Here is a 12,471-nt window from a genome sequence, read left to right as displayed (position 1 = left end):
TTTATATCATACCAACTTTGTAGTAAAAAAGCAATAATTTCCTTGACGGGGGCAAGTCACTGATGATATAACTACTATAGTATGACAAAATAGTGTAATTCTGTCAAAATAACACACAAACTGTCGGAGGTTATTATGGTTGATATCAGCTTACTGGAGAAATCCATTCCGGTTGCGCCTATAAAGATCGCAGCATTGGCCGGCTGCAGGGAACTGGCATCGCAAGTGGATTCTTATCTGGTTCAATTTCGGAAAGAGCTTATAGCTCACAATACATCAGGGGTGACACTGCACGGTTACTCCGAGGACTCTTTTCTTGCGGACTGCGAATGCCCCAGATTTGGTACCGGAGAGGGAAAGGGCCAGTACAAGGAGTCTATCCGCGGAGTAGATTTATACATTATGGTAGACGTATGCAATTACAGCATTACCTACAAGGTGTGCGGCTATGAGAATCATATGTCACCGGACGATCATTATCAGGATCTGAAGCGCATGATTTCTGCCGCTACGGGGAAAGCACACCGTATTAATGTTATTATGCCCTTTTTATACGAAAGCAGACAGCACCGCCGCTCAAAAAGGGAATCCCTTGACTGCGCGCTGGCATTAGAGGAACTGGTGAATATGGGAGTGAGCAACATTATAACCTTTGATGCTCACGATCCCAGGGTACAGAATTCCATTCCTCTGTCAGGCTTTGACAATTTTATGCCCACCTATCAGTTCCTGAAAACCCTTACCTCCAGTGTGGAAGACTTCCACATGGACAACGATCATCTGATGGTTATCAGCCCTGACGAGGGCGCTATGCCGAGGGCAGTATATTTCTCCAATATACTAGGCGTAGACATGGGCATGTTCTATAAGCGCAGGGACTATTCCACCGTAGTAGACGGAAGAAATCCAATTGTCGCCCATGAGTTCCTGGGAGATTCTGTGGAGGGAAAAGATGTAATCATCATTGACGACATGATATCCTCCGGGGAAAGTATGCTGGATGTAGCCAAGCAGCTGAAAGAAAGAAAAGCCGGGCGGGTATTTGTATGCACTACCTTCGGCCTCTTTACCAACGGCATGGAAAAGTTCGACGAATACTATGAAAAGGGGTATATCTCTAAAGTAATCACAACGAATCTGAATTACCGGAATCCTGAGGTGTTAAAACGCCCTTACTATCTTGAAGCTGATATGAGCAAATACCTGGCAAGCATTATGGATACTCTGAACCACGATGTTTCCGTGGAAAAGGTTCGCTCCACCACTAAGAAAATCAATCAGCTGCTAAAACGGGAAAAATAAGTGTAAAAAAGAACCGCTGTAAGCGGTTCTTTTTTACGTCTCACACGTTGCAGTGATTAATTCAGGCGGTAAACATCAGCGTACTTCACACCAAACCCATAGGTATCGGAATGGTTATTCATATAGACATCCACATGTCCGTATGCGGTACCTCTGTCTTCTACGGTATATACATTGCCGTTAATCAATAGCTTTGTCCCAAAAGGAACTCCGCCCATAGCTACGGTTCTGCCCTCAGAAGGTGTGGTTCCTGACGCCGTCAGTCCGTTGGCCCACTGCCCGCAGCACTGTTCACAGTTGCAGTAGGCAGTTAATTTAAATTTACCTAAATACTCCCCTTGTGAGGAATTGGAAGAAGAACTGCTTTCCTCAGAAGAATCCTCTTTTGCTGTCTCTTCTTGCTTGCTCTCCTCTTTGGAAGTATTCTCTTTTTCGGTGTCTTCTTTTTTGCTTTCCTCTTTGGATGGCTGCTTATCGGACGCGCCGCTCTCCTTGGCGGATGCGGTCTGTACGGCTTCCCTGGAAGCCTGTTCCTGTTTCTTGGCAGCCAGAGTTGCGGCGGCCTCCTCATCCTTTGCCTGCTTTAACAGGCCGTTCAGAGTCTCCTCCTGGCTGTTTACCTTAGCCAGCAGCGCTTTTGCCTCAGATTCAGATTCTGTAATCTGACCGGCATATGTATTAATCTGATCATAAGTAGAAGCCACCAGTTCTTCCACTTCTTCCTGCTTTGCCGTACTCTCCTGCTGAAGGGTCTCAATTGCCTGCTGTTCTGTCTTTACTTTCTCTTCCTGCTGGGCAATCTGTTCCTTTGTCTTCGTGTACTCAGCCAGCTTGTCCCTGTCATAACGGGACATCTGCGCAATATTATCTGCACGGTTCAGAAAATCTGTAAAGCTTTCAGCGGCAAAAAGTACTTCTATGTAACTTGAGTTATTCTTCTCATACATGTACTGGATGCGGACCTTCATGGCCTCGTACTGCTCTTTTTCTAATTCCTTTGCAGCCTCCAGCTCTTTTTCCACTTCCTGCAGCTCTTTCTGCTTGTCCTCATACTTATCCTGAAGATCCGAAAGACTGTTGCTCAAATCAGAAAGCTGTTGATTCAAGTCTGTCAAATAATTCTCTAACTCACCTTTTTTGGTTTCCAGATTGCTGATTTTATCTTTTGTCTGGTTCAGCGTGGATTGTGTCTCCTGCTTTTGTGCCTTGGTATCAGAGATTTTATCCTGAGTAGAGGCGTAGCAGGGTAATACAGAGCCTGTCAGCATTAAGGAAGCCAAAAATACGCTCATTATTTTTTTATTCTTCATAAATAAATCTCCCATACTTTTCTAACGTGCAATCATTATAGCACACTTTTTTAATAAAAGGTAGCGTTTTTCTCCATTTTTGTAACATATGCGTAACATTTTGTTACACTTTAGAAATTTTTATGCAGTTAGTCTATATCCAGCTGGATAAATATGGAAATTTTGTTACTTATGACCTAATATCTGATTGACATAAAAATTACAATTTTTTAGAACTGTGAATTATCACGAAGTTGCAGAAAGGCAGCCAGATTGCCTCTTTTTCCCTTGCTTGCCCTGTGGGAAAACAGTTGCCGGGGATTGCAGCAGGTGCAAAGATTGGGAAGAGAAATGTTTTCTTCCGGGATCCCTGCCTCTCTCAACACCAGTTCATTGGCTTTCCAAAGATTTAGCTGATACTTTCCGTTCTTCTTATCCTGTATGATATCCGAGTGTGTCTCCCGGGAAAATGCGCTTTTAAATGCATCCGCCACATCCTGGCTTACCTCATAACAGTCCTGGCAGATAGACGGCCCGACAGCAGCGATGATATCTTTCGGATCCGTCCCGTATTCCCTGGTCATTGCCTCTGCCGTTGCCTTTCCCATCTTGTTCACCGTTCCCCGCCATCCCGAATGGCTCAGACCAATGGCTTTTCTTCTGGGATCCAGAAAGTACAGGGGCACGCAGTCTGCATAGAAGGTTGCAAGAACCAGCCCCGGAACATTGGTAATCAGTCCGTCTATGTCTCTGTAATCCTTCTCCTTCGTAATCCCTTTCCCTCTGTCTTCCGCTGCCGCCACACGGATATTGGTTGTGTGTGTCTGATCCGTACAGACGATAGAATCATAAGAAAAGCCCATAGCATCGGCAATCCTATGATAATTCTCCCTCACAGCCTCCGGATCATCGCCTCTCGTAAAACTCAAATTCATAGAGGAATAAATCCCGCGGCTCACTCCTCCCCAGCGGGTTGTAAACCCATGGGTTACCAGGCCTGTCTCCTCCAGCGCCTGAAAGCCGAGATATATGACACCTTTGTTCTCGTGCACCTGCATCCTGGGCATACGACTGTCTTTCCAAATCCAATCTACCATCTGTTATCCTCCTGCCTGCTCTTATATATGGAAGGGAAATGCATCTTTAATCAAAAAAATCTCCGCCGGCGTGATTCCCACCACATCAAAACGGCAGGGAACAAACTCTCCCAGCCCCCTGCCTGTCAGATAATACGATGCCGTCCTGCAGATTCTTCTCTGTTTACTGCTGTTCACTGCCAAAAGAGGCCCTCCCTGCCTCACCGAGGTTCTGTATTTTACCTCCACAAAACACAGATACCTGCCGTCCCTGGCGATGATATCAATCTCCCCCAGCGCGCAGCGGTAATTCTTTGTCAGGATCCGGTATCCCTGCTCTGCGAGATAACGGGCGGCAAGCTCCTCATACTGCGTTCCGGTTTTACGGGTGTTTTCTCTCATATAGTTTTAAACTCTTCCTCTGATCCCTGATTCTATGATACAAAATTATGTATGAAACTCCGTCTGTGGATGGGACTCGGTCCATACTGTTTCAGAGCCTCTATGTGACGGGCGGAGCCATAGCCTTTGTTAGAGGCAAAATCATATTCCGGCATTACCTGGTCATATTCTTCCATCATCCGGTCCCGGGTTACCTTTGCCACTATGCTGGCAGCTGCAATGGAGATACTTTTCGCGTCTCCTTTTATAATAGGTACCTGAGGAATGATAATCTCCGGAATCGTCACTGCGTCATTTAAAAGGATCTGGGGCACTGTCTTCAGATTCGATACCGCCTCACGCATGGCCTCATAGGTGGCCTGGAGGATGTTGATCTCATCAATCCTGGCAGGACCTGCCATTCCCAGGCCAACTGCCACCGCCTCCTCCATAATCACCTGATACAGCTCCTCCCGCCTGGCGGCAGAAAGCTTTTTAGAGTCATTCAGCCATAGAATCTCCTTGTCTCTGGGCAGAATCACTGCCCCGGCGACCACAGGTCCGGCCAGAGGTCCTCTTCCCACTTCATCGATGCCGCAGACCAGTCCCAGATCGCCGTATTTCTCTTCGTATACAGACATAAGGCGGATCCGGGCTCTCTCTGCTTCCAGCTTTTCCCCGTCCTTTTTAACCTTCTGAATCAGGGCTTTCACTCCGGCCCTGGGATCCGCCGCATAGATTCCGCAGAGCTCTCTTTTTTGCTTCTCTCCTGCGGCGCCGAATTCCGCCTTGATTTCTCCTATTGTTTTCATCTGCTAAAACCTCACTGTTCCTGTGTCTCTTCTGTCTGCTCCGCAGGGAATTCCAGGGTGATCCGCCCGATTTTGCCGCTGCGGAAGTCATCCAGAATCAGGCCGGCTGCCTTTGGATAGTCCAGTTCTCCGCCCTTTTTCAGGCATTTTCTGTTCATGGCGATGGCATTGAGCATCTGCAGTCCGTCCGGGCACTCTTCAATCTCATACCGGCCGTTTAAAACCCCGGAATACCTATTTCCGAGGAACTTCAGCAGTTCCAGAGACAATTCCTCAATATTCAGCAGTTCATCTTTAATGGAGCCGATGGTAGCCAGTTTCAGCCCTACGGTTTGATCTTCAAACTTGGGCCAGAGGATTCCCGGCGTATCCAGAAGCTCCACCCCTTTGTTGAGGCGGATCCACTGCTTTCCTTTTGTCACACCGGGCTTATTACCTGTCTTCGTGCATGCTTTTCCTGCAAGGGCATTGATAAACGTAGACTTACCCACGTTGGGGATTCCCACCACCATGGCCCGGATGGGGCGGTTTTTAATGCCTTTTCGTCTGTCCCTCTCCAGCTTTTCCTTGCATGTTTCCTGTATTATGCCGTTCAGGCTTTTAATTCCCGTCCCTGCTTTGGAATTGATCTTTGCCACGTAATATCCTTTTTCCTGAAAATACTTCATCCAGGCATCGTTGGCGCGTTCGTCCGCCAAATCTGCTTTGTTCAGCAGGATGAGACGTGCCTTATTCTTTCCCAGCTCATCAATGTCAGGATTTCTGCTGGATAACGGCACTCTGGCATCTACCAGCTCAATGATAAGATCTATCAGTTTTATATTTTCCTGCATCATACGCTTTGCTTTTGTCATATGACCGGGATACCATTGAAAATTCATACGGTGTTCTCCTCTCAGCTCTCCAAAAAGCCGAATTTGCTCCGAGGGGAAATTACAAACCACAGCTTTCCTACAATATATTTTTTCTTTACATTTCCCACATCGCCGTACCGGCTGTCCTCACTGTTGTTCCGGTTATCACCCAATACAAAATACTCATCTTTTCCCAGGGTGATCGTCTGTTCGGCGAGACCTCCGTTTGAAATCTGGGGGAAATCCTTTTTTTCCATATACGTCTTTCCGTTAATCAGGATCTGTCCGTCCTTGATCTGGATCTTTTCCCCGGGGAGTCCGATCACTCGTTTAATATGAATGCTGGCATGATCCTCCGGGCTGTTTTTAAAGGCAATGATGTCCCCTCTCTGGGGATCTTTTATCTTATAAATCACTTTATTGATCAGAATCTTGTCCTGGGTGGCCAGGGTTGGCTCCATAGATCCCTCCTGCATGACAATGCTCTGGCAGAAGAAAATAGAAACAACAGCAGCCAGAACCAGAACCACGGCAATCTCAAACACCCACAGAAGGATGCTCTTCATTTTTTTATTCTCTGTTGTACCTTTTGAACCGGCAAATAGTTTTTTCTTCAAAGCATTTTCCTCATAATTCAGAAACAGGGACACATACCTGATGTATTTGTCCCTGTTATCTTACTTCTTATTTTACTAATTCTTTTACCTTAGCTCTCTTACCTACGCGGTCTCTTAAGTAGTACAATTTTGCACGTCTTACCTTACCTCTGCGCACTACATCTACTTTTACTACGTTAGGAGAATGCAGCGGCCATGTCTTTTCTACGCCTACACCGTTGGAATTCTTTCTTACAGTGAAGGTTGCTCTTACGCTTCCGCCCTGCTTTTTAATTACGATTCCCTCGAATACCTGGACTCTCTCGCGGTTACCCTCTTTGATCTTGCCGTGTACTCTTACTGTGTCGCCTACGTTGAACTCAGGCACTTCTGCTTTCATCTGAGCAGCTTCGATGTTCTTAATGATTTCGTTCATTTGTTTTCTCTCCTTAACTCATTTGGATGTTCTTAATACCTTCCGTAACAGAGGACCATCTCTTTTATTCACAACGCTAGTAATTATACTATAAATCTTCTTTTTTTGCAAGCATTTTTTCAGCTAACGCTTGCTCGGACGGGGTCAGCTCCGCCGTTTTCAGCAGATCCGGCCTTCTTTTGGCCGTGCGGATCACAGACTGCTCCCTCCGCCATTTTTCCACATTCTGATGATGGCCGGACAAAAGAACAGGAGGCACTTCTTTTTCCCTCCATACGGCCGGACGGGTGTACTGGGGATACTCCAGCAGGCTGTCCTGAAAGGATTCAAATTGTGCGGACTCCTCATTGCTCAGCACACCGGGAACCAGACGGGATATGGCATCTATCATGACCATAGCCGGAAGCTCACCTCCGGTCAGGACATAATCTCCTATAGAGACCGGGTCTGTCACTATCTCCTCCAACACTCTCTCATCAATCCCCTCGTAGTGGCCGCACAGAAATACAAGTTCTTCCTCCGCGGCCAGTTCTTTTGCCATTGCCTGGGTAAATACGCTTCCCTGGGGAGTCAGATAGATAACTCTTGGTTTTTTCTCCATATCCCCGGCTACAGACTCGTAAGCTTTGCAGACAGGACCTGCCTGCATCACCATACCTGCTCCCCCTCCATAGGGATAATCATCCACCCGGTTATGTTTGTTTTCAGCAAAATCCCTGATATTCACAGCTTCCAGAGAAATATATCCGCTGTCAATGGCCCGTCCTGTGATACTGGTATTAAGCCCCTGAAGTATCATCTCAGGGAACAAGGTTAACACATGAAACTTCATCTTACCCTCCTCAGCCTCTAAAGCAGACCGTCCAGGAGATGGATCTCCATCCTTCTGTTCTCTACGTCTACTTCCAGGATACAGTCATGAATCGCAGGTACCAGCACTTCCTTACCGTCCTCTGTCTCTATGGCATAAACATCATTGGCGCCTGTCTCTATAACGTCTTTTAAGACTCCGAAAAAGCTGCCGTCCTCCAGATACACCTTCATATCCAGGAGATCTGCAATATAATACTCATCCTCCCCCAGGGGCAGTGCGTCTGCTCTGGTAATCCAGAGGCTTTTCCCTTTATATTTTTCTATCTCATTGATTGAGTCTATTCCTTTAAACTTCAGAATTGCAAACTGTTTGAAAAACTTGACTCCCTGGATCTCCAGGGGGATCTGCTCCCTTCCGGTATCCAGAATCACATTTTTTAGTTCTTTATATCTATTCACATCATCAGTTGTGGGGTATACCTTTACCTCTCCGCGGATTCCGTGGGTGGAAGAGATCACCCCTACCTGTAATAATTCTTCCATATTATATACCTGTTCCTTTGTTTTTCCTGTCCTTCATGCCCTGAATAGAAAGAAAAAAGAAGGACGGGGATCTTATCATCCCTGTCCCCTGTTTCATTCTCCGTCTCCAATTGACACCCGGCTACTGCAGAATATCTACAACAACCTTTTTATCACTCTTGGAAGATGCGGCTTTTACTACAGTACGAAGTGCTTTGGCAATCCGCCCCTGACGGCCAATTACCTTGCCCATATCAGAGGGTGCCACGCGCAGTTCTACTAAAACAGAATCATCCTCTTCTGTTTCTGTTACAATAACTTCTTCAGGATGTTCTACCAGAGACTTTGCAATTACTTCTACCAGTTCTTTCATCACACACCTCCGAGACCCTTATTTTTCAATACCAGCCATTTTGAAGATCTTACCTACAGTTTCCGTAGGCTGTGCACCGTCTGCTAACCATCTCTTAGCTGCCTCTTCGTCTACCTTGTAAACGCTTGGGTCACAAGTTGGGTCGTAGGTTCCGATCTCTTCGATGAACTTACCGTCTCTCGGGGATCTGGAATCCGCAACAACGATTCTATAGAAAGGAGCCTTTTTCTGTCCCATTCTTCTTAATCTGATTTTAACTGCCATTTATCTTTCACCTCCTTTGTTTTTTTCCATATATCTAAAAGGGTAGCTTAAAGCCGCCTCTTTTACCGAATTTTTTGCCGCCTTTGCCTCCCATGAGGCCGGGCATCTGCTTCATCATCTTTTTTGCCTGTTCAAACTGCTTTACCATACGGTTAACTTCGCTGATATCCACGCCGGCGCCTCTGGCGATCCGGTTCTTTCTGGATACATTCAGGATATCGGGGTTGGCCCGCTCCTGAGGGGTCATGGAAAGTATCATGGCTTCTTTTCTGGCCAGCTCTTTCTCATCAACCATACTCTCGATATCTCCCATCTGTGCGCTCATGCCAGGAAGCATACTGAGAACACTGGAGATACCTCCCATATTCTTCATCTGGTTCATACTCTCCAGATAATCATCAAAGCCGAAGGAAGCTTTCTTAATCTTCTGCTCCATCTGCTTAGCTTTTTCTTCATCAATGTTGGCCTGGGCTTTCTCAATGAGGCTCATGACATCCCCCATCCCCAGAATCCTGGAAGCCATCCGCTCCGGATAAAACTGTTCCAGATCGGAAAGTTTTTCTCCCATACCCACATATAAGATAGGCTTTCCGCTGATTGCTTTAATGGAAAGTGCAGCACCGCCTCTGGTATCACCGTCCAGTTTGGTGAGCACGACTCCGTCAATGCCTACCTTTTCACTGAAGGTCTCGGCCACATTCACCGCATCCTGGCCTGTCATGGCATCTACCACGAGCAAGGTCTGATCCACGGTCAGATTTGACTTAATCTCTTCCAGCTCCGCCATCATATCTTCGTCAATGTGAAGACGCCCGGCAGTATCGATAAGCACAGTATTATAGCTGTTAACCTTAGCATATTCCAGAGCAGCTTTGGCGATATTCACAGGTTTTTGCTTGTCGCCCATGGCAAATACATCAACGCCCTGCTTTTCACCGTTCACCTGAAGCTGTGTGATAGCCGCCGGACGGTATACGTCACAGGCCACCAGCAGTGGCTTCTTTCCCTTTGCTTTCAGCTTCCCTGCCAGCTTTGCCGTTGTTGTTGTCTTGCCGGCGCCCTGAAGCCCCACCATCATCAGTACTGTTATCTCATTGCCCGGTTTGAATGCAATCTCTGTAGTCTCGCTGCCCATAAGTCTGACCAGCTCTTCGTTCACAATCTTAATTACCATCTGACCGGGATTCAGCCCCGTCATAACATCCTGTCCCACCGCACGTTCCTGTACGGCTTTCATGAACTGCTTGACCACCTTATAACTGACATCCGCCTCCAGAAGCGCCATCTTAACTTCTTTGAGAGCCGTCTTGACATCTGCTTCTGTGAGACGCCCTTTACTTCTTAAGTTCTTGAACACATTCTGTAGTTTATCGGTTAAACTTTCAAATGCCATGCACTATAACTCCTCTAATATCTCGTGGGAAATGGCTTCCACACGGTCTGCTAATTCTTTTTTGTCCAATGCTTCGCAGTCTTTTGTCAACTGGTGAATCTCATTCACCTTATGTTTCACAGATTCGAACTTAGCCACCAGATGGAGCTTTTCTTCGTAATCTTTCAATATCTTATGACAGCGCTTTACGTTATCGTGAACTCCCTGACGGCTGATTCCCAGAACCTCAGCCACTTCGCTGAGAGAATAGTCATTCAGCACCACATCCTCATAGATTCTTCTCTGGTGTTCTGTGAGAAGCTCCCCGTAAAAGTCATATAACAAAGCCTGTTCTACAATTTTTTCCATGTGTAATCACCTTAGACATCATAACTGATACCTTTTCAGTTGTCAAGTGTTTTTTCTTGACAATCATATTTTTTAATTTTCTGCCGGAATTTTTTCTGTTCTGTACAGCACCTTGCAGATCCAGCTGCTGTGAAAATCCATAAAAGGCCCGAAGATCAGTGCAGCGATCACGGTTCCCTCCCGCAGGGTCCAGGGCGTATGAAAGATCAGAGTGAGAACAACTGTGAGCACCACCAGACCCACATCTGTCTTCTGACGCAGCCGCCCCATTGTGATGCCTATCCGATCTGCCGCCATCTGGATAAAGCCTTCCAAAGGAGTGCGGATCACTTTCATCTCCAGAACCAGTGTGCACCCAAAGGCACTGACAAAGAAGGCCAGTACACAGATTATGAGACGCGCCGGATACCAGGAAAAGGAAACGCCTCCCAGCACTGTATACAGCATAAAATTCAAAATAGAGCCCCCAAATACAAGATATCCAATCTGCAAAAACTGAATTTTCTTAAAATTTCTCCTTTCTATCAAAATCTGCCCAATAAAAAAGCTTCCATGAAAAATCATGGAAAACGTCCCCACCTTCATATGCAGAAGGCCTGCCAGGGTGGTGATGGCTGCATCCACAGGCAGAACCCCAATCCCGGCTTTGATGGCAAATGCCACAGATCCGTACACCAGCAAAATCCCGGCCAGGGTCAGTGCAATTCTTTTCGTCATATGTATTTCCCCCTGTTGTAAAAGTATTGTTTTTTCATTATAATCATTTCTATAAAGGGGATCTACCAGGATAATCGCTAAAAATAACAGAATCGTACTATAGGAGAAGGAGGGCTCATTATGCAGCTGAATTATATCGAAATCAACGGGAATCTGGAGGAGGTGACCTGCCACGGGACACCCGGATTCCCTATGGAAGTGTATCTGGATGTTCTGGATCTGTACCCGAACCGTTCTATTTCCTGGCACTGGCATAAAGAGGCCGAGCTAATCTATGTCCTGGAAGGGCAGATTGAACTGTACGCAGGGTCCGGCTCCTATCTCATCGGACCCGGACAGGGCGGGATGGTGCCTGCCAGCCTGCTTCACCAGATCTATCCCTACCAGATGATGAGAGGAAGTGAATACTGTGCCATCCTGGCGGATCCCTATCTCTTTCACGGACTCCCCGGAGGTGTGGTGGATGGAAACTATGCGTCCGCCCTGTGGAATGCCAGGAAAGACTTTTTTCTCCTGGACGGGTCGGCAGACTGGCACCGGGAGCCTCTGTCCTGTATCCGCAGGATGTATGCGTGTGACTGCGAGCGTCCTGTGGGTTATCAGTGGGAGCTGCAGATTCTTCTCCAGCGGACCGGACTTGCACTTCTCAGGAATCTCTCCTCTGTGCCGGAGCGGGAATCCCCTGTCTCAGACTTATGTTATCAGAGGGTAAAGTCTGCCATGGAATTTATTCACAGAGAATATCCCCATAAAATATATCTGGAGGATATTGCAAAAGCCGCCTGTGTCAGCCGCAGTGAATGCTGCAGAGACTTTCAGAAGGTCATCCGGCAGTCCCCGGGAGAATACCTGAATGCCTATAGGATCCGCATGGGAGAATACCAGCTTGCCCATACGGAGAAAAGCGTGCTGGACATTGCGCTTAGCATCGGCTTCTCTTCCAGCAGCCACTTTTCTCATGTGTTCACAGAGGCTATGGGATGTACGCCCCTAAAGTACCGAAAAAAAGAGCGCCAAACTCCCGGAGGCGGATGCACGTCGAATGCCGCACTTTAGTTGTCTGCATTACATCTGCTAAATTCTGGTAAATATACCTGCATTTACCTCAAAATTTCTTTCCCGGACTGGGTATACTATAGAGTAAAAACCGTGTATTTCCAGTTTTTTTCTAATCTTGATAATTTTTCTCTATTATTTTCCTTATGTACGCAATTTTAAACATCCGCAAAGGCATTTCTTCTGGTATTCTGTACTTGAAAGAATTATGTTATATTTTTAACAAGAATTGGAAACCA

16 protein-coding genes are annotated in these 12,471 nt (G+C 46.6%); 2 read left to right on the top strand and 14 right to left on the bottom strand.

All coding sequences use genetic code 11. The annotated features are described in order from the left end of the window. Positions 1-135: 135 nt before the first annotated feature. Positions 136-1,302, top strand: coding sequence for a ribose-phosphate pyrophosphokinase (locus BUA56_RS14435; protein ID WP_072852979.1), 1,167 nt, complete (start codon positions 136-138; stop codon positions 1,300-1,302). Positions 1,303-1,358: 56 nt separating this feature from the next. Here BUA56_RS14435 and BUA56_RS14430 read toward each other — a convergent pair whose 3' ends face one another. The 14 genes from BUA56_RS14430 to BUA56_RS14365 form a co-directional block, all read right to left on the bottom strand. Then, complete coding sequence (locus BUA56_RS14430; protein ID WP_072852976.1) at positions 1,359-2,612, bottom strand: PcsB-like coiled-coil domain-containing protein; 1,254 nt, start codon at positions 2,610-2,612, stop codon at positions 1,359-1,361. A gap of 209 nt (positions 2,613-2,821) precedes the next feature. After that, positions 2,822-3,688, bottom strand: a complete 867-nt coding sequence (gene pgeF, locus BUA56_RS14425; RefSeq protein ID WP_072852974.1) for a peptidoglycan editing factor PgeF — start codon at positions 3,686-3,688, stop codon at positions 2,822-2,824. Positions 3,689-3,709: 21 nt separating this feature from the next. Beyond that, positions 3,710-4,069 carry a YraN family protein gene (locus BUA56_RS14420; protein ID WP_072852971.1) on the bottom strand — a complete coding sequence of 120 codons (360 nt, stop codon included), beginning with the start codon at positions 4,067-4,069 and terminating at the stop codon, positions 3,710-3,712. 32 nt (positions 4,070-4,101) lie between these two features. Beyond that, on the bottom strand, positions 4,102-4,860 hold the full coding sequence (locus BUA56_RS14415) for a ribonuclease HII (RefSeq protein ID WP_072852969.1): 759 nt from the start codon (positions 4,858-4,860) through the stop codon (positions 4,102-4,104). Between the two features lie 11 nt (positions 4,861-4,871). Then, entirely contained in the window at positions 4,872-5,741 is an 870-nt protein-coding gene (gene ylqF / locus BUA56_RS14410) for a ribosome biogenesis GTPase YlqF (RefSeq protein WP_072852967.1), read from the bottom strand. 14 nt (positions 5,742-5,755) lie between these two features. Then, entirely contained in the window at positions 5,756-6,331 is a 576-nt protein-coding gene (lepB, locus tag BUA56_RS14405) for a signal peptidase I (RefSeq protein WP_072853029.1), read from the bottom strand. 67 nt (positions 6,332-6,398) lie between these two features. Beyond that, positions 6,399-6,746 (bottom strand): 50S ribosomal protein L19, encoded by a 348-nt coding sequence (gene rplS, locus BUA56_RS14400; protein ID WP_072852965.1) that lies wholly within the window; start codon positions 6,744-6,746, stop codon positions 6,399-6,401. Positions 6,747-6,834: 88 nt separating this feature from the next. Then, positions 6,835-7,578: a tRNA (guanosine(37)-N1)-methyltransferase TrmD gene (trmD, locus tag BUA56_RS14395; protein WP_072852963.1), complete on the bottom strand. Its 744-nt coding sequence runs from the start codon at positions 7,576-7,578 to the stop codon at positions 6,835-6,837. Between the two features lie 17 nt (positions 7,579-7,595). Then, a complete protein-coding gene (gene rimM, locus BUA56_RS14390) occupies positions 7,596-8,102 on the bottom strand; it encodes a ribosome maturation factor RimM (protein WP_072852961.1) in 507 nt (168 codons plus the stop codon). A gap of 121 nt (positions 8,103-8,223) precedes the next feature. Then, a complete protein-coding gene (locus BUA56_RS14385; RefSeq protein WP_072852959.1) occupies positions 8,224-8,454 on the bottom strand; it encodes a KH domain-containing protein in 231 nt (76 codons plus the stop codon). Between the two features lie 18 nt (positions 8,455-8,472). Continuing rightward, the gene (gene rpsP / locus BUA56_RS14380) at positions 8,473-8,718 is read right to left on the bottom strand and encodes a 30S ribosomal protein S16 (protein WP_072852957.1); all 246 of its coding nucleotides are present in this window, start codon (positions 8,716-8,718) and stop codon (positions 8,473-8,475) included. A gap of 34 nt (positions 8,719-8,752) precedes the next feature. After that, positions 8,753-10,111, bottom strand: a complete 1,359-nt coding sequence (gene ffh, locus BUA56_RS14375; protein ID WP_072852955.1) for a signal recognition particle protein — start codon at positions 10,109-10,111, stop codon at positions 8,753-8,755. Between the two features lie 3 nt (positions 10,112-10,114). Beyond that, positions 10,115-10,459, bottom strand: coding sequence for a YlxM family DNA-binding protein (ylxM, locus tag BUA56_RS14370; protein WP_072852953.1), 345 nt, complete (start codon positions 10,457-10,459; stop codon positions 10,115-10,117). Between the two features lie 72 nt (positions 10,460-10,531). Further along, on the bottom strand, positions 10,532-11,176 hold the full coding sequence (locus tag BUA56_RS14365; protein ID WP_072852951.1) for a DUF6198 family protein: 645 nt from the start codon (positions 11,174-11,176) through the stop codon (positions 10,532-10,534). Between the two features lie 120 nt (positions 11,177-11,296). Between BUA56_RS14365 and BUA56_RS14360 the strand changes: the two genes are divergently transcribed. Next, a complete protein-coding gene (locus tag BUA56_RS14360) occupies positions 11,297-12,232 on the top strand; it encodes an AraC family transcriptional regulator (RefSeq protein WP_072852949.1) in 936 nt (311 codons plus the stop codon). Positions 12,233-12,471: the final 239 nt, after the last annotated feature.

It is taken from the genome of Lactonifactor longoviformis DSM 17459 (assembly GCF_900129135.1).
GTDB lineage: Bacteria > Bacillota > Clostridia > Lachnospirales > Lachnospiraceae > Lactonifactor > Lactonifactor longoviformis.
The sequence above is the reverse complement of the archived record's forward strand: the minus strand, read 5'-3'. Positions and strand labels throughout refer to the sequence as shown.